The following is a 20787-nucleotide window of genomic DNA, read 5'->3' on the forward strand; positions in this document are numbered from 1 at the left end:
GGGAAGACTTGCAGGCCCGCGCAAAGCAGGACCTCCGACAGCGAAGTCCGCCTCCCATCGCGCGCGGGGCGCCTGCGCCCCGCCGCGCCCGTTTCGGATGCCCGGGTTCCATTGTGCCCGCACGCCCAAGTTCCGGCAAAGGGTGCCAATGACCGGACGCGGTTCCTCACCCTGATACCCGACATATACTATCGGAATATAGAGAATGATCTGGAGGGGATCCGCCGTGCCTGCCGAGCCGCGCTTCAACGAGCGTTTCGACGCATGGGCCGACGACTACGAAAATGCGGTCGCCGGACGCGATCCGGAGTACCGCGAGGTGTTCGCCGGGTATGAGGACATCCTCGACTCCGTCTGCGAGGCGCTGGAGCTGGAGCCCGGCAGCGCCGTGCTCGAGATCGGCACCGGCACGGGAAATCTGGCGCGCCGGCTCGCAGAGCGCGGCCTCGCCGTCACGTGCGTCGAGCCGTCCACAGGCATGCGGCGCGTGGCGCATCGCCGCCTCTCGGCGGACATCGCGAGCGGACGCATCGTCCTCGTCGACGGGCACTTTCTCGCCCTGCCGGACACGAGGATGCCCGGCCCGGCGCCCGCCGTGTGGGACGGCATCGCGACGAGCTTCGCCTTCCACCACCTCACGCCGGAGGAAAAGCCCGAGGCGCTGCGCCTGATGAAGGCGCGGCTGCGGCCGGGCGGCCGCATCGTCATCGCGGACACCGTCTTCGCCGACGACGCCGACCGCCTGCAGGCCATCCGCGAGGCGGAGGCGGCGGGGCACGCCCACCTGTTGCGGGATCTTCTCACCGAGTTCTACCCGACCGTCGCGGAGATGCAAGAGATGTGCGCCGCTGCGGGGCTCCGCGCGCGGATTCGGCGTCTCAACCGCTTCGCGCGGCTTGTGGTCGCCGCCTAGGTTTCGCCGGCCTCGCGCAGGACGCCGCGGACCACCTCGTCGGCCACGCGTTCCAGGCTCTCCTGCGTGTGCCCGGCGAGGTGCGGCGTCAGCAGCACGTTGGGCAGCCGCGCGAGGCGATCGCTCTCTTCCGGTGGCTCCAGGGCGCGCACGTCGAGCGCCGCGCCCCGGAGGCGGCCGCCGGCGAGCGCCTCGTACAGCGCGTCCTCGTCGACGAGGCCGCCGCGCGCCGCGTTGACGAGCACGGCGCCGCGCTTCATGCGGGCGATTTCGGCCCGGCCGAGAAGGCCGCGCGTCTCGTTCGTGAGCGGCACGTGGAGCGAGACGGCATCGCTCGTCTCCAGAAGCTCGTCGAGGGCGACAAGGCGCACGCCCGTTTCGCTGCCGGCGAAGGAGGAAGGTGCCGTGTGCGGCGCCCAGGCCACGACCTCCATGCCGAATGCGAGCGCCCGCCGCGCCACGCGCAGGCCTGTTTCGCCGAGGCCGACCAGTCCCAGACGCTTCCCGTAGAGCTCCCGCCCTCGGAACCGCTCCCGCTGCCAGCCGCCGGCGCGGACGTCGGCGTCGGCGGCGAGGAGCGGTCGCGCGAAATGCAGCAGCGCCGCCATCACGTACTCGGCCACGGCGGCCGCGTTCGCCCCTCGCGGCACGACGAGCCGCACGCCGCGCCGCCGGCACGCCTCGACGTCGATGTTGTCGAGACCCACGCCCAGCCGGCCCACCACGCGCAGGCGCGGCGCCGCCTCGAGGAGCGCGGTGTCCACGAGGGTGCCGTTGCGGACGATGAGCGCGTCGGCGTCGCGCAGCGCGTCTCGCAGGGCGGCGGGATCGCGGTGCAGCGCCGCTCCCTCCGTGACCCGGTGGCGCTCCCGCAGGCGCCGGAACGCCGCTTCGCCGAGGGACTCGCTGACGACCACATGCAAGGCGGCCCACCTCCCGCAAGCGTGCTGCATCTTACGGGGGTGGGCCGCTTCGCGTTAAGGTTCGGTCCGCCTTCGCGGGTGCGGGAGGGACGCGGTCGCGCGACCGCGCGCGATGCCGCGAGGCCCCGCCTCAGTCGCCCTGCTGCGGCATCGCCTCCAGCACGGCCGTGACCGTCATCTTCTCCGCGCCACGGTAGAACTGCACCGTCGCCGAGCTGCCGACGCGCAGCTTGTGCACGGCTGCGACCAGGTCGTTCGCGCTCTTCACCGGCGTTCCGTTGACGGCGGTGATCACGTCGAACTGGTGCAGTCCCGCGCGTTCGGCGGGGCTGTTCGGGTACACCTGCACGACGAGCGCGCCTTCGGTGACCGGCGTGTGCAGGACCTTCGCATAATCCGCCGTCATGTCGCTGATGCCGACGCCCAGCCACGCCTGCTGGATGTTCGCGCCGGATTCAAGCTGCGAGAGGACCGTCTTCACCGTGTTGATGGGGATGGCGAAGCCGAGGCCCTGCCCCTGGCTGGACACTGCCGTGTTGATGCCGATGACCTCGCCCTTCAGGTTCAGGAGCGGGCCGCCCGAGTTGCCCGGGTTGATCGCCGCGTCGGTCTGCAGGAGGACGTCGTAGTGGCGCCCGGAGGCGTCGAGGGACCGCCCCTTCGCCGAAAGCACGCCGACCGTGACGGTGTGGTCGAGCCCGAGCGGGTTGCCGACGGCGACGACCCAGTCGCCGACGCGCATCTTGTCGCTGTCGCCGAGCGGCAGGGTCGGCAGGCCGTGGCCGTCGATCTTCAACACGGCCAGGTCCAGGCTGCGGTCCTGTCCGAGAACCCGCGCCGGGAAGGGTTGGCTGCGGTCCATGACCTTGACGGAGATTTCGTCGGCTCCGTCGATGACGTGCTGGTTCGTGAGAATGATCCCGTTCGAGTCGATCAGCACGCCGGACCCGAGCCCGTGCTGCACCTGCTGCGGCATCGGGACGCTGCCGAAGAATTGGCGGAACAGCGGGTCGTCCATGAACGGCAGGTCCGGCCCGCCTCCGGTGTGGCTCGTCGTCTCGATCCACACCACGGCCGGGCGCGCCTTCTCCGCGATGCTCGCGATGTCCGGCACGGACGCGGCCGCCGTGGCGCCGGTCGGCGCGGAGGACGCGCGGCCTTCCGCGAGCACTTGATCGTTGGACGCGGCACCCGGCCACGCGCCGTCGACGACCTTGGCGCCCGCGTCGAACGCGGCGCCGATGAGGAACGCGGCCAGGATCAATGCCGGAATCTGTCGCCACCGGAAATTGCGCAGCATGTGGGATCCCCCCCATTCGTGGGATAGGCCTGGAATCTTTGTATCCGGCAATTGTCAACGATCCGTCAATCCACGTGTGGCGCGTGCGGGCGGCATGCGATGGCTTCAGGCGCGATGACGGCCACCGGTGCCCGCGCGGGCTGCGGCGAGCGCGCGCGCGTCCGGTGCCGCCGCGTCCCCGGCCCCGGGCGCGTGCCCGCCGCCGCCGGGGGCCGCCTCGGGCGGCAGCCAGGCGTACCGCACGCCGGTCGCTTCGGCGATCTCGCGATCCAGCGTGACGAGGTCGCTGGGCGTGAGCTCACGGTAGGACCGCTTGCCCAGCGTGCGGATGGCGAGCTCCATCTCCCGCTTGCAACTCATGAGGTAGTTGTGGAGTCCCTCGGCGCCCTGGTCGACGTCCAGCGGGATCTGCGGCCGCGACCGGTAGAAGACGAGGTCCGTCGGCGGGTAGTACGGGAAGACCTGCGTGATCTGCTTGTGTGCGATGGCGAACATGGCCGCCGTTCCGATCGCCACGGCGTCCGCGCCCAGCGCGTACGCCTTGAGGAAGTCGCCGGGCTCGCGCAGGCCGCCCGAGAGGACGAGGTCCACACGTTCCCGTGCGCCGCGCCGCCGAAGGTGGCGAACCGCGCGGGAGAGGACGACCAGCGACGGCAGGCCGAAGTGGTCGGAGAGCGTGATGGGCGCGTTCCCCGTGGCGCCTTCCGTGCCGTCGATGACGATGACGTCCACCCCGGCCTCCAGCGCGACGTCGATGTCGGCTTCGACATCGTCGCCGCCGCCCATCTTGATCGCGATCGGCACGTCCGGGTTGACGGACCGCAGGTATTGCACAACTTCCTTCAGCGTGGCCGGCCGCGCAGGGTCCTCCAGAAAGAGGTGCGCATGGATGTCCGGCGCGGCGCTGGGCGGCAGCCCCATGAGCTTGTGAATCTCGGGCCCGATCTCGTCCGGCGTGGCGACCACGGCGTTGCCGGGCATCGCGCCCTGGCCGACCTGCACTTCGATCATGTCGACGGACTTGAGGAGCTCGGGGTCCCGGTTCCATGCCCAGCGCCCGAACTGCAGGACATATGCGCCCGCCAGGCGCCGTTCCTCCGGAAACACCGGCCCCTGTCCGGAATTCAGCGGAACGCCGGCCATGCGCGCGCCCTTCGCGAGGGCCAGCCGCGCGTTGCGGGTGAGAGCGAGGCCGTAGGCCATGCCGGAGATGAGGAGCGGCATCGACATGCGCAGGGGGCGGCGGGCCCGGCGGCCGAGGGTCGCCTCCAGCTCCACGGGCACGTCGGCGTCCAGCGGCCGGCGCGCCAGCTGCGCCGGCACGAAGATGAGGTCGTCAAAGCCCTTGGACGGCCGGGCGGAGCCCATCGGACGGATGACCATGTCTCCGGTGGCGGAGCGGATGGAAAGGTACAAGAGCTGCATGGGCGTCGTCGACTTCGTCGACACGTAGAGCTCGGCGAGGGTGTCACTCATCGGCTTGTTCAACAGGTGGTGGATGATGCGCCGCACGATCCAGGGAAAGGCCAGCGCGAACGCGGCCACGGCCAGCAGCAGCGTCGCCAGCGGCACGCCGAGCAAAAGCCACGCGGCGGACACGGGCACCCTCCTTTTCCCATACGTTGCCCGGTCCGCCGCGCGCGGTATGCGCCGGCCACGCTGCCGGCCTTACGCCTTCGCGGCCTCCCTGGCCGCGTTCAGGACGGCCTCGTAGTTCGGCTCCTGGCCGGCCACGGGCACGTATTCGACGTACCGCAGGGTGCCGGCGCGATCGACGACGAAGACGGCGCGCGAGAGGAGCCGATAGTCGCGCAGGAGCACGCCGTATCCCTCGCCGAAGGAGGCGTCGCGGTGGTCCGAGGCGGCGATCAGCCGCTCCGAGTTGTTCGCCTGGCACCAGCGCTTCAGCGCGAACGGCAGGTCCATGCTGACCGTGACGATTTGAATGTCGTCCGAGAGCTTGAGGGCTTCTTCGCCGAAGCGGTTCGCCTCGCGGTTGCAGACGGAGGTGTCGAGCGAAGGAACGGACGCCAGCACGGCCACCTTGCCCTTGAAGTCCGCGAGACGCACCGGCTTGAAGTTCATGTCGACGACCGTGAAGTCCGGCGCCTTGTCCCCGGGCTTCAACTCCGGCCCGACGAGCGCCTGCGGGCCACCGAAGATCTCAAACGCGTTTTCGCGAACGATGGATGCCGCCAATGGGACTCCTCCTTCCGGCACGTCAAGCGTGCCTTGAACGCGCCGCAGGTATCCTTTCCCTGGAGCATCATACCCGATTGGCGCGAAGGGGAGAAAGCGCAGTAAAATGGTCGAGTGGCGGCCCGAATCCTCGCGGCTGTGGATGTGCGGACTGGAAGGGACGGTTCACCGACTTGCGCATCATCGCGACCCCGTTGCCTCGAGCCCTTCACGTGCGTGCCGTCAACGACAAGGACCGTCCGGTGCAGTTGTTCTTCAAGGACCATCGCATGTGGCGGCTGGCGCTCCTGGACGAGGCGGGGCGCGTGCAGACGTTCTACGTCAATCATCCCACGCGGCGCAGCTTTTGGAGCCAGTTCCTCGAGCCGGGCCAGTGGTTCGAGGCCACGTTCACGAACCTGCCCAGCGGCACGTATCAGGCGCGCGTCGACCTTCTCGCGGAATGGACGGAACCCGTCCTGCTGGACCAGGTGACGCTCTGACCCGAAGCGTCTCGCCGGGCGCCTCCCGGCATACGGTTGGCGTGGGGGGGGCGGCTGGCGTGGAGTGGCGCGTGTTCCTCGTGTCCTTCGGTCTCGTGCTCCTCTCCGAGCTCGGCGACAAGTCCCAACTGCTCACGATGACGCTCGTGGCGGAGAGTCGCGCGAACGCTCCCGTCTTTCTCGGCGCCGGCTTGGCGCTGTTGTTGGCGACCTTCTTGGGCGTGCTGTTCGGCGACGTGTTGAGCGCCATCGTCCCGCCGCGGCTGCTCCGCGTCCTGGCGGGCGGCGCCTTCCTGTGCATGGGCGGCGCGCTGCTACTTGGGAAAATCTGAACGCACGGGCTGCTCGCCGAACGTCTCATGTTCGTGTTCCGTGCGTGTAATTTGACCTGCACGTTGGTCATGCGATATTCTGTGGTTAGATCGCTCGTTTAGCTGCGTTTTCCGGCTGAAAGAGCGAAATTTAAAAAGAAGACGACAAAGCTCGAGTCTTCTCGGGCTTTTTTGTCACTACCAAAACCCCGGTAAAGGAGGCATCGTGTGGTCCGTTTTGAACACGTCACGAAGGCCTACCCCAACGGGCGCTTCGCAGTGCGGGACCTGGACCTGGAAATCGAAAAGGGCGAGTTCGTGTGCCTGATCGGTCCCAGTGGCTGCGGCAAGACGACGACCCTCAAGATGGTGAACCGGTTGATCGAGCCCACAAGCGGCTCCATCTACGTGGACGGGCAGGACGTTCGCACCCTGGACCGGGTCGAGCTCCGCCGGTCCATCGGCTACGTGATCCAGCAAATCGGGCTCTTCCCGCACATGACCATCGCGGCGAACGTGGAACTCGTGCCTCGCCTCCTCGGTTGGTCGAAGGAGCGCAGGGAGGCACGCGTGCGGGAGCTGTTGACGCTGGTCGGGATGGATCCGGACGAGTACGCCGATCGCTATCCGCACCAGCTGTCGGGGGGGCAGCAGCAGCGGATCGGCGTGCTCCGCGCGCTCGCCGCGGAGCCTCCCCTGATCCTCATGGATGAGCCGTTCGGCGCACTCGACCCGATCACCCGGGAAACCCTGCAGGACGAATTGAAGTCGTTGCAGTCGAAGCTGCACAAGACGATCATCTTCGTCACGCATGACATGGACGAGGCGCTCAAGCTCGCGGATCGCGTCGTGATCATGCGCGACGGCGTCGTCGTGCAGGCGGCGCCCCCAGAAGACCTCCTTCGCAATCCGGCCGACGAGTTCGTAGAAGCGTTTGTCGGCAAGCGGCGCGTCAAGCCCGCCGTGGAGCGGGTGGAAGACGTCATGCTGCGCAAGCCCGTCGTCATGGAGGCCCATCGCGGCGTCGCCGAGGCCGTCGAACGGATGAAGCGCCGCCGCGTCGACACCGTCCTGGTCGTCGAGGGCGACCGGTTCGCCGGCGTTCTGCACATCGATGATGTGCCGGAGCGAGTCCAGCGGATGACGGTCGGCGAGCTCTGTCGCAAGGACGTGCCCGTGATCGCTCCTGACGCGCTCGCGCAGGAGGCGTTCACGCTGATGCGGGCGTCCGGTCTGCGGCTCCTGCCGGTGGTTGATGAAAGCGGCGTCCTTCACGGCCTTGTCACGCGCACATCGATGGTCGACGCGCTGGCCTCGGCCGTGTGGGGTGAGGGCGCATGAACGATCTGTGGACGGCGACGGGCCAGCATGTAATGCTGTCGTTCGGCGCGGTCGCGCTGGGAACCCTTGTGGCCGTCCCCGTCGGCATCTACCTCTCACGACGGCGCCGGTTTGCCGAGAAGGTGCTGGCGGTCATCGGCATCGTGCAGACGATCCCCAGCCTGGCCTTTCTCGGCTTCGCGTTGCCGGTGCTCGGCATCGGGTTCCTGCCAGCGTTCGTCGTGCTGCTCGTCTATTCGCTGCTGCCGATCGTCCGCAACACCTACACCGCAATCTCCGGCGTGGATCCCGTGCTGGTGGAGGCCGCACGGGCGATGGGTATGACCCGCAACCAGGTGCTGTGGCAGGTGGAGATGCCCCTGGCGCGGCAGGTCATTCTGGCCGGTGTGAGGGTTTCCGCCGTCTACCTGATCTCCTGGGCCACGCTCGCAGCCTTCATCGGCGCTGGCGGCCTGGGCGATCTCATCATCAGCGGCATCGCCACGTACGACTTGCACCTCGTCCTCCTGGGCGCGGTTCCTGCGGCCCTCCTGGCCATCGCCGCGAACTTCGGCTTCGGTTGGTTGGAACGCGCGCTCACGCCTCGCGGCCTGCGCACGTCCCTTGTGTGAACGCGCGGGTCCGACGCGCCCCGCATGGTCGCGGGGCCACCTGACGGCGCGGGTCCGCGCACACCCGGTGTGGGAAGGAGGGGAGCGATGTTCGACTACCTTGTCGCAAATGCTCCAGAGATCCTGCGGCTTACGGAGCAGCACTTCCTGCTGTCGGCGGCGGGGGTGGGGTTGGCCACGCTGATCGCGGTGCCGCTCGGCGTTCTGCTGGCTGACCGTCCCCGAATCAGCGAGCAGGTGCTGGCGATCGTCGATGTCATTCAAACGATTCCAAGCCTGGCGTTGCTCGCGCTTTTGATGATGGTGCTGGGCATCGGCGATGCAACGCTCATCGCCGGGCTGGTGCTGTATTCGCTTCTGCCCATCGCTCGCAATACGGTCGCGGGCATCCGAGCCGGTGACGCCACGCTCATCGAGGCGGCACGGGGCATGGGCATGACGGAGTGGCAGGTCCTCACGTCTGTACGGATGCCGCTCGCCCTGCCGGTCATTCTCGCAGGCATTCGCGTGGCGCTTGTGACAGCGATCGGCATCACGACGATCGGAGTGCTGTTTGGCGCGGGCGGGCTGGGCGCCGTCATCTACCGGGGCATCCAGCTCACCGGATCCGCGGGCAATGCCATGGTGATCGCCGGGGCTATTCCCGCCGCGGGGCTGGCCGCCCTCAGTGACGCGGTGCTCGCGGCCGTGGAGCGCCTGCTGACCCCGCACGTGCGGACCGTCACGGCATGACACGACACGGGCCGAATTGGGCGTGGGCGGGTGCGGGCGCGAGCCGCATGACAAATCAAGTGACAAGCTCAAGAGGAAGGTGAGGCACATGCGTATTCGGCGGAGCTTCTTGCGCTGGATGACGGCCGCGGCCGTGGGTCTGAGTCTTCTGCTCGCAGCCGGCTGCGGTGGCGGCAGCGGCAGCAGTAGCGGCGACACGATCACGATCGGGTCGAAGAACTTCACGGAAAACATCATCCTGGGCGAGATGATGGCCCAACTGTTGGAGGCCAAGACAAGCCTCCACGTGGTGCGCAAGCTCAACCTCGGCGGTACACTCGTGAACTTCAATGCACTGAAGGCTGGCCAGGTCGACCTCTATCCCGACTACACGGGCACGGGCCTTGTGGAGGTCCTGAAAGAACCGGTGAAGACCGATCCCCAAGCCGTATACGACGAGGTTCAGAAGCAGTACAACCAGAAATATGGTCTGAAGTGGCTCCAGCCGTTCGGCTTCAACAACACCTACGTCATGGCCGTTCGCGAGGACGATGCGAAGACGTACGGGCTGCAGACGGTGTCCGACCTCGCGAAGGTGGACCAGGACTTCGTGCTCGGTGCGGAGCAGGAGTTCTTTAACCGCCAGGACGATGGCTATCCGGCGCTCACCCGCGTGTATGGTCTGAAGTTCAAGGATACGAAGGCCATGGACACCGGACTCAAGTACAAAGCCATGAGTACGCATAACATCGACGTGACGGACGCGTTCGCCACGGACGGTCAGCTGCTCTCCTACCACCTCAAGACTTTGGAGGACGACCGCCATCTGTTCCCTCCGTATTACGCCGCACCGGTTGTCCGAGAGGATACGCTGAAGGCGCATCCGGAGATCGAGGACGTGCTGAATGCGCTTGGCGGAAAGATCAGTGACGCCGACATGCAGCAGCTCAATTATCTGGTCGACGAGAAGGGCGAGAAGGTGGAGAAGGTGGCGCACGACTTTCTCGTGCAGAAGGGGCTCCTGACGGACTGAGCCCCCGCCGGTCGCGGCCACGCGATCGCCTGCCGTCTGCCTGCCCGCGACGCAAAGGATTTGTGCGTGGCGGGCAGGAGACGGTATAATTCAAGATGTCGCGCTCGTAGCTCAATGGATAGAGCGTCGGCCTCCGGAGCCGAAGGTTGTGGGTTCGAGCCCCGCCGAGCGCACCAGTTTTGAACGGCCCCGAAGCTTCGGGGCCGTTTTTTCGGCATTGCACCCGTGTGTCCAAGACCTCACTGTGCCGGGTTCGGCGCGTCCCGCTCGGCCATCTCCACCTGGCCCACACCGGCCCGCGCCGTCACGCGCGCGTGGCGCGGCGTGGCGAGCAGCATCCTGAGCCCGCTGAGCACCACCACGACCGTGCTGCCCTCGTGGCCGACGACGCCCACCGGCAGCCCGATCCGGCCGGACAGCGCCAGCGCGACGAGCACCACGATCACCGCGACCGCGAACGCCAATCCCTGGCGGATGACGGCCTGCGTGCGGCGCGCCACGCGGATGGCGTACGCCAGCGCGCGGAGGTCGTCGCCCATGAGCACCACATCCGCCGCCTCCAGGGCCACGTCGGTTCCCGCGCCGCCCATGGCGACGCCGACCGTCGCCGAGGCAAGGGCCGGTGCGTCGTTGATGCCGTCGCCGACCATCGCCACCCGGCGCGTCTTGCCGAGCGTCTTGAGGATCGCGACCTTCTGCTCCGGGAGCAGCCCGCCGTAGGCCGTGTCGATGTCGAGCCCCGCGGCCACGCGCTCCACGACCCGCGGCTGGTCGCCGCTCAGCATCACGATCTCCTTCACGCCGGCGGCGTGCAGCTCTTGAAGGGCGGCGGCCGCCTGCGGCCGCGGGCGGTCCATCATCGTGATCACGCCGACGGCCTCCTCGCCCAGCGCCACGACCACGACCGTCTCGCCGGCCTCCTCGTGCCGGCGCACGGCGTCCACGAGCGCGTCCGGAACGCGGACGCCAAGGTCGCCGATGAATGCCGGGCTGCCGACGTACGCCGCCTGGCCGGATTCGACGAGGCGGCCCGCCACGCCGCGGCCGGCCCTTGCCTGGATGTCGGTCACCGCCGGCGCGGGCGCCGCCAGCGCCGAGGCGCGCTGGCGGATCGCGTGCGCAAGGGGGTGGTCGACCCGGGCCTCCAGCGCCGCCGCGAGGCCCACGACGTCCGGCTCCGCGTACCCGGGGGCCGCGTGCACCGCCACCACCTGCGGCCGGCCGCTGGTCAACGTGCCCGTCTTGTCGAACGCGACAGCGTCGATCGTCGCCAGCCGCTCCAGGTGCGCGCCTCCCTTCACGAGCACGCCGTGGCGCGCGAGGGAGGCGAGCGCCGACAGGACCGCGGCCGGCGCGGCGATGACCACGGCGCAGGGCGACGCGGCCACCAGCACGGTCATCGCGCGATAGAAGCTCTGTGCGAACGGTTCATGCCACAGGAGCAGCGGGACGAGCAGCGTGAGCGCCGTGCCGGCCAGCACCACGAGGGAGTACCGTTCCTCGAAGCGCTCCGTCCACAGTTGCAGTTGCGCCTTGCGCTCCTGCGCCTCCGCGACAAGCGCGACCAGACGCGCGAGGGTCGTCTGCTCCGCCGTCCGTTCCACGCGGAACTCCAGGACGCCGTCGAGGTTCACCGTGCCGGCGAAGACGTCGTCGCCCGGCTCCTTCGGCACCGGCGCCGACTCCCCGGTGATCGCGGACTGGTCGACGGACGACGCGCCTTCGACCACCTTGCCGTCGAGCGGGATGCGCTCGCCCGGACGCACCACGACCCGCGCGCCCAGCGGCACGTCCTCGACCCGCACGCGGCGCTCGCCGGCCTCGTCGACGACCGTCGCCGTGTCGGGCCGCAGTCCCATGAGCGCGCTCACCGCCTGGCGCGTGCGGTTCAGCGCGTACTCCTGAAGCGCGTTGCTGGTCGAGAAGAGGAAGAAGAGGATGGCGCCGTCCTCCCAGCGGCCGACGACGGCAGCGCCGATCGCCGCCACGACCATGAGGAAGTCGACGTCGACGCGCCCGCGCGCGAGGGATCGCAGGCCCTCCCAGGCCGATTCGGCGCCGCCCGCGACGTACGCGAGCAGCCACCCGGCGAGCGCGGCCGTCGGGTGGCCGTGCGCGCCGGCCTGCCAAGCGGCGAGACCCAGGACGGCCGTGGCGGCGGGCGGAAGCCAGAGCCACCGGCTCACGAAGCGGCCTCCTTTGCGCGGCAGGCGGCGCAGCGACCGTGGACGTCGACGACGTACGCCGGGAGCTCGAACCCGGCCCGTTCGGCCATGCCGCGAAGAAGCTCGGCCAGGCCGTCCGCGGGCACGTCGACGACGCGGCCGCACTCGCGGCAGATCAGGTTGGCGTGCGGCTCCAGGTTCGGGTCGAACCGCTGCCCGTCCGGGCCGTTCGGCAGGGCGGCCAAGGCGCCGATCTCCTGCAAGGTCGACAGCGTGTTGTATACGGTGGTAAGACTTAACCCAGGGTACTGCGGGTGCAGGGCTTCGAAGATCTCCTGCGCCGTCGGGTGACGGTCGTTGCCCTCGAGATACCGGATGACGGCCCAGCGCGGCGCCGTGAGCCGGAATCCGCGGGCCCGCAGGCGTTCGGCGACCGTTTCGGCTCGCACGATCACGCCCCCCTTGTACAGAACGTCGCAAAACCAATACTAGTTTAAAACGAATACAAACAAGTAGCCAAGAGGCCGGTGACATGGAACCCCGTCGACACCCGTTGATCCTCGGCCACCGGGGCCTTCCCTCCGAAGCGCCCGAGAACACCCTGTCGTCCTTTCGCAAGGCCCTCGAAGCCGGTGCGGACGGCGTGGAGCTGGACGTCCGGCTCGCGCGCGACGGCATTCCGGTCGTCGTCCACGACGTCGACATGCGCCGGACCACCGAGGCTCGCGGGTGCGTGGACGAGCTCGACAGCGAGGAGATCCGCCTCTGCTCCGTCCGGTGGCGCGGCCGCGTCGTCACCACCGTGCACGTGCCCACGCTCGCGGAGGTGCTGCGGGACCTGCCGCCCGGCACCACCGTCGACGTCGAGCTCAAACCCCAGCACGGGGATGCGGAGATGCTGGCATCGGCCGTCCACGACGCCTGCTCGGCCGGGCGCGATCTCGACTTCATCTTTTCCTCGTTCGAGCTCGAACCGCTGCTGGCGTTGCGCCGCCGGCGCTCGAACGCCCGTCTGTGGCTCAACTGCACGTGGGCGACGGGTCTCGCCGTCCGGAACGCGCGGCGCGGCGAACTGGCCGGGGTGGCGTTCTGGCACCTTCTTCTCACGCCCTGGCTCGTGCGCCAGGTCCACCAGCTTGGTCTGGAAGTCGCCGCCTGGCCGGTGAATCATCCGGAACGGGCGAAGGCCCTGGCCCGCTGGGGCGTCGACGTCCTCATCACGGACCGGCGCCGCGTCATTCAGGCCTTTGCTTGAGCCCCCGCCCGTGCACGACTATAATGGGACCGGTGCCTAAATTCCGACTGGATCACTAGGATTTAGAGTGAGGGAGGACGTCCGTGGCCGTTCCGAAGCTCGTCATCGAGAACCTGCAGGCGGAAGTCGAGGGAAACCCGATTCTGAAGGGTGTGGACCTGGAGGTCAAGGGCGGGGAAGTGCACGCCATCATGGGTCCCAACGGCGCCGGCAAGAGCACGCTGGCCTTCACGTTGGCGGGTCACCCGCGCTACCAGGTCACCGGCGGCAAGGTGACGCTGAACGGCGAGGACGTCCTCGCCATGGGCCCTGACGAGCGTGCCCGCGCCGGGCTCTTCCTGGCGTTCCAGTACCCCAGCGAGGTGCCGGGCGTCACCGTCGCCAACTTCCTCCGCACCGCACTTAACGAGGTGCGCGGCGAGGAGATCCCTGCCCGCGAGTTCCTCAAACTCCTTCATGAGAAGATGGACGTTCTCCAGATGGACCACGCATTCGCGAACCGGTACCTGAACGAGGGCTTCTCCGGCGGCGAGAAGAAGCGCAACGAGATGCTGCAGCTGGCCGTCCTGCAGCCCAAGATCGCCATTCTGGACGAAACGGACTCCGGCCTCGACATCGACGCCGTCCGCATCGTCGCGGAGAGCGTGAACCGCCTGCGCGGCCCGGAGCTCGGCGTGGTCTGCATCACCCACTACTCGCGCATCCTGCGCTACCTCGTCCCCGACTACGTGCACATCATGTTCGACGGGCGCATCGTGCGCTCCGGCGGCCGCGACCTGGCCGAGAAGCTGGAGGAGAGCGGCTACAACTGGTTGCGCCGCGAGCTCGGCCTCGAAGAGGTCGAAGAGGAGGTCGCCCCGGATGCCCGTTGACACCCTCCCGCGCGCGCCCAAGCTCAGCGACGTCGACGAGCGCGTCGTCGCGGACCTCTCCCGCTCTTGGGGCGAGCCGGACTGGCTCACGGAGGCGCGCGTCGCGGCCTGGCGCCGCTTCGTCGAGCTGCCGGTGCCCGACCGCCACATGGAAGTCTGGAACCGCATCAACCTGCGCCCGCTTCCGCTGATGGAGTTCAGCGCGTGGGTACCGGGGGAGGCGTTCCGCGCGGCGGACGAACTCCCGGAGAGCGTGCGCCGGGCGCTGGGCGGCGCCGGCACGGCGCACAGCCTCGTGCAGATCGACGGCACCCCGGCCTTCCGCCAGGTCGGCGACGCGCTTGAACGGCAGGGCGTCATCTTCTGCGACCTGCAGACGGCGGCCCGGGAGCACCCGGACAAGGTGCGCGACGCGCTCGGAACGGTCGTGCCGGCGGATCGCGACAAGTTCACGGCGCTGGCCACGGCGCTGTGGACGGGCGGCTTCTTCCTTTACGTGCCCCGGGGCGTGGCCGTGGAGTTGCCGCTGCAGACGTTGCGCTGGCGGTCGGCCGCGGCGGACGCCACCATCAGCCGGACGCTCGTCGTGCTGGACGAACATGCCTCCTGCGCGCTGATCGAGTCGCAGGCCGGCGAGGGCGGCCGCATCGGGCTCGACGCCAACATCGTGGAGGTCGTCCTGGCGGACGGGGCCCAGCTGAAGTACGTGGGCCTGCAGGACTGGGACGAGGACATGTGGAGCTTCGCCCACCGGCAGGGTCGCATGGCGGGCCGCGACTCCCGCCTCACCTGGGCGTTCGGCGAATTCGGCGGCCGCACCGCGCGCAGCTCCTTCCTGACGGAGCACATCGGGCGCGGGGCGGAGTCGAAGAGCGTCACCGTCTTCTTCTCCTCGGGCGTGCAGCACCACGACCTGTACCAGACGAACCTGCACACCGGCACGCAGACCAGCGCGAACATGGACGTCCGCGGCGCGCTTGCCGGGCAGGGCCGCTGCGTCTTCCGCGGCGACATCGAAATCAAGCGGGGCGCGAAGCAGACGAGTTCCTTCGAAGCGGCGCACGCCCTGGTTCTCGAGCGGGGCGCGCGCGCCGACGCCATCCCGAGCCTGTACATCGACGAGAACGATGTGCAGGCCTCGCACTCCGCGACCACCGGACAGGTCGACGAGTCCCAGCTGTTCTATCTCATGAGCCGGGGCCTTTCGAAGAAGACGGCGACCAAGCTCATCGTGCGCGGCTTCTTTGAGCCCATCATGGAGCAGGTGCCGCTGGAGAGCGTCCGCCAGGAGTTCGAGCGCCTCATCGAGCGCAAGCTTTCCTAAAGAGAAGGTGAGTCGCATGTTCGACCCGCGCGTCGTGCGGCGAGACTTCCCCATCTTCGAGCGCGACGTCCACGGCAAGCGGCTCGTCTACCTGGACAACGCCGCGACGTCGCAGAAGCCGCGCGCGGTGATCGACGCCGTGGCCCGGTACTACTGTCACACGAACGCCAACGTGCACCGCGGCATCCACCAGCTGGCGGCCGAGGCCACGGAACAGTACGAGGCCGCCCGGGAGAAGGTGCGGGCCTTCATCCACGCGCCGGACGCGGCGGGCGTCGTCTTCACGCGCAACGCCACAGAGGCCATCAACCTCGTCGCCTACAGCTGGGCGCGCAAGAACCTCAAGCCGGGCGACGTCATCCTCCTCACCGTCGCCGAGCACCACTCGAACCTCATCCCGTGGCAGCTGGTCGCCCGGGAGACGGGGGCGCGACTGCGCTACATCCGGCTCACGGAGGACGGCCGCCTGGACCTCTCGGACCTCGACCGGCTCCTGGAGGGCGTGCGCCTTCTGGCCGTGGCGCAGGCCTCGAACGTGCTCGGCACGGTGCACCCGGTGGAGACCCTCGCGCGCGCCGCGCACGCGGCGGGGGCGAAAATCCTCGTCGACGGGGCGCAGAGCGTGCCGCACATGCCGGTCGACGTGCAAGCGCTCGACTGCGACTTCTTCGCCTTCTCCGGCCACAAGATGCTCGGACCCATGGGCATCGGCGTCCTCTGGGCGCGGACGGAACTCCTTGAGGCGATGGACCCGTTCCTCGGCGGCGGCGAGATGATCGGCATCGTCGGGTTGGAGTCGTCGACGTGGCGCGAGATCCCCTGGAAGTTTGAAGCGGGCACGCCGAACGTCGCCGGCGCCATCGGGCTCGCCGCGGCCATCGACTACCTGCAGGGGCTCGGCATGGAGAACGTGCGGCGGCACGAGGAGGAGCTCATCGCGTACGCGTACCGCCGGCTTGAAGAGGTGCCGGGCATCGAGCTGTACGGGCCGCGCGACGGCCGCGCAGGGCTCATCGCGTTCAACCTCGAGGGCATCCACCCCCACGACGTCAGCCAGGTCCTCGACCAGGAGGGCGTCGCGGTGCGGGCGGGCCACCACTGCTGCCAGCCGCTCATGAAGGAGCTCGGCGTGGCGGCGACGGTGCGCGCGAGTTTCTACGTGTACAACGACACCGCCGACGCGGATGTCCTCGTCGAGGCGCTGCAGAAGACAAGGGAGTTCTTCGGCCATGTCGCTCGCTGACCTGTACCAGGAAGTGATCCTCGACCACTACCGCTCGCCGCGCAACCGCGGGCGCCTGGACGGCGCCACCGTGTCGCTGAACGCGGAAAACCCGCTGTGCGGCGACGAGCTCCACCTCGATCTCGTCGTCGACAATGACCGCGTCGCGAATATCATGTTCGAGGGGCGGGGCTGTTCCATCTCGCTCGCCTCCGCATCGATGATGACGCAGCTTGTGAAAGGCGGAACGCTGGCGGACGCGCGCGAGGCCGTCGCGCGTTTCAAGGCGATGCTCCGCACCGGGGAAGAGGACGAAGCGCTGGGCGACGCGACCGCGCTGGTGGGCGTATCGAAGTTTCCGGTGCGCGTGAAGTGCGCCACTCTGGCGTGGACCGCGTTGGAGCAGGCGCTGGATGAGCTTCCCTCAAGCGGCTCGTGAGCCCATCTTTGCGCCGCGAACGGATCCGTGTTAGCATCATTACGTAAAGTTCGGTGTATCGCAGCGTCGTTCGGCTGGCCTTGTTCACGCTTTCACAAGTTAGGGGAATCGGCTATGAGCTTTACCATGTCCCTGTTTTCGTGGAAAGAGGTCGAACGGCACCAGCTCGACCGCGACAAGGCGCTCGCCGGCTGGGACGAGGTCAACCTCGGCTATCTCACGTTCGAAGAGGCGAAGGCCGAAGCCGACCGCTGCCTGCAGTGCGGCACGCCCTACTGCCAGGAGGGCTGCCCGAACCATAACCCCATCCGTGATTTCATCGGCCTCATTCAGGAAGGACGCCTGATCGACGCCGCGCTGCTGGATTGGGAGGCGAACCCGCTGGCCTCCTGCACCGGGCGCGTCTGCGCGTGGGAGCGCCAGTGCGAGGGCTACTGCGTCGTCATCAACCACGGCGATCCGATCCGCATCGGCGCCCTTGAGCGATTCATGGGCGACTACGCGCTCTCGCACCTCGACGAGATCGACCTCTCCAGCTGGAAAGGGGAGGCGACCGGCCAGCGCGTGGCGGTCATCGGCGCGGGCCCGGCCGGACTCGCGGCCGCCTGGTTCCTGGCCCGCAAGGGCTACGACGTCACCATCTTCGACTCGTGGCACCTCTACGGCGGCGTGATGGCCTACGGCATTCCCGAATACGTGCTGCCCCAGCGCATCATCGACCTCGAGGTGGAAAAGCTGCTCCGCCTCGGCGTCAAGGTGCGCACCGGCGTGCGCGTGGGCAAGGACGTCACCGTCAAGGAACTCATGGAACGCGAGGGTTTTGACGCCGTCTTCATTGCCACGGGCGCGAACCAGCCGGCCACGCCCGGCGTTCCGGGGGAGGATCTCCCCGGTGTCTGGACCGCCAAGGACTTCCTCATGAGGGCCACGGAAGAGCTGCTGTCCCGGGATTACGGCATTCCGGTCCAGGAGCGCGTGCGCGTCGGCGATCGCGTGCTGATCGTCGGCGCGGGCGACACGGCCATGGACGCGGCGCGCACGTCGCTGCGCCTGGGCGCCAAGGACGTCATCGTCGCGTATCGTCGAACGGAAGAGATGGCGCCCTCCCGCCCGATCGAAATCGAGCACGTCAAGCACGAGGGCGGCCGGTTCATGTACCTCGTCAACCCGACGCGGTTCATCGCCGATGAATCGGGCAAGCTCTGCGCGGTGGAGCTCATCCGCATGGAACTGGGCGAGCCGGACCGCTCCGGCCGGCCCCGCGTGCAGCCGGTGCCCGGCAGCGAGTTCCAGCTCCCCATCGACACGGCCATCCTGGCGGTCGGCTACAAGCCGGAGCGCGACCTGGCCGACTCCACGGAAGGCCTGGAGGTCGCGAACTGGGGTGGCATCATCGTCGACGCGAACGGCCAGACCAGTGTGCCCGGCGTCTTCGCCGCCGGCGACTGCGTGACGGGCGCAAAGACGGTCGTGCACGCGATTTACGGCGCGCGCAGGGCGTGCGAGGGGCTGCATGACTACCTCGTCGCCAAGCGCATGGAGCGCGAGGGTGCGGCGCGGCCTGAGGCCCTGCTGCTCAGCGCGGCCGCCGCTTCGTGACTGCGCCGCCGGCTGTTCATTCACGCTAAACAGAGTTCAATAAAACATAAAGAAATCGATCAAGCGGCGCCCGATCGGGCGCCGCTTGTTTTGCTGTTTTCCCACGCATTGGGTAAATTGGTCGACTTTTGTCGAAAAGTTGCTGACGAAGGGAGGAGGACGTGACCCAAAAGTAGCGAAATTGCGTGACTACCTGCCCTTGATCCGCATGCCGGGTGCTCGGCTTCATCCGCAATGAATGAAGGAGGTTCTGCATGATCGAATGCCACCGTCCGCGCTTGCTGTGCCTGCGGGAAACCACGCGGGATCTTGAAGTGGAGGGCAAGCGCGCGCGGTATCGCTATCGCCTTTGGGCAGCCGCGGATACGGGACGCTACGCAATTGAGATCCATCGCGAGGCCGACCGCGACGAACGGGTCGCCGAGCAGACCGTGTTCAGCGGCTGGCTTCACGATGCCGAACACGCGCGCCTTCTGTTCGAACGGGTGGCCCTCTCCAAAGACCCCCTTCTTCCCGTGCACCTGGAGGACGTTGTCCGGGACACGTTGTGGGAAGAGGAAGAGCTGGTCGCGTCCGGCGTTTCCAGCCTATGCCAGACCGAGTTCACCCGTCAAGACATAGTGTCAGGAATCATATCGGCCCGGTGACGAAACGGCCAGGAGGCCAGCGGCGAATCGGGGGCGCGATCCGCCGGGGGGCAAGCTGGGCTGGCAGGAGTTGGATGGGCTCTAGAGAAATGGGTGCCCCCATATCATCCCGTAGGTGAGGAGTGAGACGATGGCGTCAGGATTGACACGGCGGATCGGCACGGCCATGCTCGTCTTGGGCCTGGTCGCGTTCGTCGGCGGTTGCGGCGGCGGCGGGTCCAGCGAAAGCGGCGGCGGCGGCACGATCATCAAGATCGCCACGCAGACGCCGCTTTCCGGGGACGAGTCCGTCCAGGGCATCGCCATGAAAAATGGCGCGCAGCTCAAGCTGGAGCAGGAAGCGCCCGAGTTCGCCAAGATGGGCTTCACGCTCCAGCTCGACCCGCAGGATGACAAGGGCGACCCCAACACCGGCGTCGCCAACGCGCAGAAGCTCGCGGCCGACCCGGACGTGCTGGCGGTCGTCGGGCACCTGGATTCGGGCGTCATCATTCCGTCCGAAGGCAAGTACCACGAAGGTCACCTGCCGGTCGTCTCCCCCTTCAACACCAACCCGAACGTGACCAGCCAGTGGAAGTACCCCGAGATCAACCGCATCGTCGGCCGTGACGACGTGCAGGGGCCGGTCGGGGCGATCTTCGCGCAGCAGGAGTTGGGCGTGAAGTCCGTCTTCGTGATCGACAACATCACCGCCTACGGCACCGGGGTGGCCCAGGCGTTCGCGAAGAAGGCCCAGGAGCTCGGCATGCAGGTCGTCGGGCAGGAGAGCATCGCCAAGGATGAGACGGACTTCTCGAACGTGATCAACAAGATCGCGGACGCCAAACCGGACCTCGTCTACTACGGCGGCGTCTACCAGGGCTTCGCGCTCCTCCTGAACCAGGCGCACACCCGGGGCATCCAGGCGAAGTTCATGGGACCGGACGGCACGTTCTCCAAGGGTACGGTGGAGAACGCGAAGGAGAACGCCATTGGGGTGTACGCCACCTCGATCGTCGCGCCGACGGATTCCACGGAGGCGGGCAAGAAGTTCATCGAGGACTACAAGAACAAGTTCGCCGACACGCCGGACCCCTCGGCCATCTACGGCTATGACGCCATGGGCGTCGTCCTGGAGGGGTTGAAGAACGCCATTCAGCAGAACGGCGGCAAGAAGCCCACAAGGGAACAGGTCACGGCGGCCATCCGCGCCATCAAGGACTACCAGGGCGCCCTGGTCCACGTCGGCTTCGACGACATCGGCGACAACATCTACGCCGGCTACTTCGTGTACCAGTTCACGTCGGCCAACCCCGACACGAACGGCGACCCCCGCCTGGTCGCCCAGTACGATCCGAAGGGGAACAGGGTCGGCGACTGACCTGACGCGGACGTGCGCCGGGCGGGCCCCAGCGGGCCCGCCCCGCCCCCCCCGCCGCGCCGGCGCCGCGCGTGCCCCCC

21 protein-coding genes and 1 tRNA gene are annotated in these 20787 nt (G+C 68.2%); 16 read left to right on the forward strand and 6 right to left on the reverse strand.

Annotated elements, in window-relative coordinates:
* Positions 1-226: 226 nt before the first annotated feature.
* Positions 227-913 (forward strand): methyltransferase domain-containing protein, encoded by a 687-nt coding sequence (locus IRZ18_03095; protein MBX5476093.1) that lies wholly within the window; start codon positions 227-229, stop codon positions 911-913.
* On the opposite strand, the gene IRZ18_03100 is transcribed toward IRZ18_03095, so the two are convergent.
* The 4 genes from IRZ18_03100 to tpx all read right to left on the reverse strand — a co-directional run bounded on the left by IRZ18_03100 (position 910) and on the right by tpx (position 5299).
* Positions 910-1836 carry a hydroxyacid dehydrogenase gene (locus IRZ18_03100; protein ID MBX5476094.1) on the reverse strand — a complete coding sequence of 309 codons (927 nt, stop codon included), beginning with the start codon at positions 1834-1836 and terminating at the stop codon, positions 910-912. The genes IRZ18_03095 and IRZ18_03100 overlap by 4 nt on opposite strands.
* 130 nt (positions 1837-1966) lie before the next feature.
* Positions 1967-3136 (reverse strand): trypsin-like peptidase domain-containing protein, encoded by a 1170-nt coding sequence (locus IRZ18_03105; GenBank protein MBX5476095.1) that lies wholly within the window; start codon positions 3134-3136, stop codon positions 1967-1969.
* Positions 3137-3241: 105 nt separating this feature from the next.
* Positions 3242-4612, reverse strand: coding sequence for an FMN-binding glutamate synthase family protein (locus IRZ18_03110; GenBank protein MBX5476096.1), 1371 nt, complete (start codon positions 4610-4612; stop codon positions 3242-3244).
* 192 nt (positions 4613-4804) lie between these two features.
* Positions 4805-5299: a thiol peroxidase gene (tpx, locus tag IRZ18_03115; GenBank protein ID MBX5476097.1), complete on the reverse strand. Its 495-nt coding sequence runs from the start codon at positions 5297-5299 to the stop codon at positions 4805-4807.
* Between the two features lie 209 nt (positions 5300-5508).
* Here tpx and IRZ18_03120 point away from each other — a divergent pair, with 209 nt between their 5' ends.
* The 7 genes from IRZ18_03120 (at position 5509) to IRZ18_03150 (ending at position 10000) form a co-directional block, all read left to right on the forward strand.
* Positions 5509-5817 (forward strand): hypothetical protein, encoded by a 309-nt coding sequence (locus IRZ18_03120; GenBank protein ID MBX5476098.1) that lies wholly within the window; start codon positions 5509-5511, stop codon positions 5815-5817.
* Positions 5818-5876: 59 nt separating this feature from the next.
* Positions 5877-6149, forward strand: a complete 273-nt coding sequence (locus tag IRZ18_03125) for a TMEM165/GDT1 family protein (protein ID MBX5476099.1) — start codon at positions 5877-5879, stop codon at positions 6147-6149.
* Positions 6150-6356: 207 nt separating this feature from the next.
* A complete protein-coding gene (locus IRZ18_03130) occupies positions 6357-7469 on the forward strand; it encodes an ABC transporter ATP-binding protein (protein ID MBX5476100.1) in 1113 nt (370 codons plus the stop codon).
* The gene (locus IRZ18_03135; protein MBX5476101.1) at positions 7466-8080 is read left to right on the forward strand and encodes an ABC transporter permease; all 615 of its coding nucleotides are present in this window, start codon (positions 7466-7468) and stop codon (positions 8078-8080) included. Before IRZ18_03130 ends, IRZ18_03135 begins: the two co-directional genes overlap by 4 nt.
* An 87-nt stretch (positions 8081-8167) precedes the next feature.
* The gene (locus tag IRZ18_03140) at positions 8168-8812 is read left to right on the forward strand and encodes an ABC transporter permease (GenBank protein ID MBX5476102.1); all 645 of its coding nucleotides are present in this window, start codon (positions 8168-8170) and stop codon (positions 8810-8812) included.
* Between the two features lie 88 nt (positions 8813-8900).
* The gene (locus IRZ18_03145) at positions 8901-9824 is read left to right on the forward strand and encodes a glycine/betaine ABC transporter substrate-binding protein (GenBank protein ID MBX5476103.1); all 924 of its coding nucleotides are present in this window, start codon (positions 8901-8903) and stop codon (positions 9822-9824) included.
* Between the two features lie 100 nt (positions 9825-9924).
* A tRNA-Arg gene (locus IRZ18_03150) sits at positions 9925-10000 on the forward strand.
* 63 nt (positions 10001-10063) lie between these two features.
* Here IRZ18_03150 and cadA read toward each other — a convergent pair.
* Both cadA and IRZ18_03160 read right to left on the reverse strand, forming a co-directional pair.
* The gene (cadA, locus tag IRZ18_03155) at positions 10064-12010 is read right to left on the reverse strand and encodes a cadmium-translocating P-type ATPase (GenBank protein ID MBX5476104.1); all 1947 of its coding nucleotides are present in this window, start codon (positions 12008-12010) and stop codon (positions 10064-10066) included.
* Positions 12007-12444 (reverse strand): transcriptional repressor, encoded by a 438-nt coding sequence (locus tag IRZ18_03160; protein ID MBX5476105.1) that lies wholly within the window; start codon positions 12442-12444, stop codon positions 12007-12009. Before IRZ18_03160 ends, cadA begins: the two co-directional genes overlap by 4 nt.
* Positions 12445-12521: 77 nt before the next feature.
* Here IRZ18_03160 and IRZ18_03165 point away from each other — a divergent pair, with 77 nt between their 5' ends.
* The 8 genes from IRZ18_03165 (at position 12522) to IRZ18_03200 (ending at position 20707) form a co-directional block, all read left to right on the forward strand.
* Entirely contained in the window at positions 12522-13244 is a 723-nt protein-coding gene (locus tag IRZ18_03165; protein MBX5476106.1) for a glycerophosphodiester phosphodiesterase, read from the forward strand.
* Positions 13245-13327: 83 nt separating this feature from the next.
* Positions 13328-14116 (forward strand): Fe-S cluster assembly ATPase SufC, encoded by a 789-nt coding sequence (gene sufC / locus IRZ18_03170; GenBank protein MBX5476107.1) that lies wholly within the window; start codon positions 13328-13330, stop codon positions 14114-14116.
* Positions 14106-15440, forward strand: a complete 1335-nt coding sequence (sufD, locus tag IRZ18_03175; GenBank protein MBX5476108.1) for a Fe-S cluster assembly protein SufD — start codon at positions 14106-14108, stop codon at positions 15438-15440. Before sufC ends, sufD begins: the two co-directional genes overlap by 11 nt.
* Before the next feature lie 16 nt (positions 15441-15456).
* The gene (locus tag IRZ18_03180; GenBank protein ID MBX5476109.1) at positions 15457-16683 is read left to right on the forward strand and encodes a cysteine desulfurase; all 1227 of its coding nucleotides are present in this window, start codon (positions 15457-15459) and stop codon (positions 16681-16683) included.
* Positions 16670-17101: an SUF system NifU family Fe-S cluster assembly protein gene (locus tag IRZ18_03185; GenBank protein ID MBX5476110.1), complete on the forward strand. Its 432-nt coding sequence runs from the start codon at positions 16670-16672 to the stop codon at positions 17099-17101. Before IRZ18_03180 ends, IRZ18_03185 begins: the two co-directional genes overlap by 14 nt.
* Positions 17102-17227: 126 nt before the next feature.
* Positions 17228-18700: an NAD(P)-dependent oxidoreductase gene (locus tag IRZ18_03190; protein MBX5476111.1), complete on the forward strand. Its 1473-nt coding sequence runs from the start codon at positions 17228-17230 to the stop codon at positions 18698-18700.
* 254 nt (positions 18701-18954) lie between these two features.
* Positions 18955-19347, forward strand: coding sequence for a hypothetical protein (locus tag IRZ18_03195; protein ID MBX5476112.1), 393 nt, complete (start codon positions 18955-18957; stop codon positions 19345-19347).
* Between the two features lie 130 nt (positions 19348-19477).
* Positions 19478-20707 (forward strand): branched-chain amino acid ABC transporter substrate-binding protein, encoded by a 1230-nt coding sequence (locus IRZ18_03200; protein ID MBX5476113.1) that lies wholly within the window; start codon positions 19478-19480, stop codon positions 20705-20707.
* Positions 20708-20787 lie beyond the last annotated feature (80 nt).

This window comes from Clostridia bacterium (assembly GCA_019683875.1).
Classification (GTDB): Bacteria; Bacillota; Sulfobacillia; order RBS10-35; family Bu92; genus Bu92.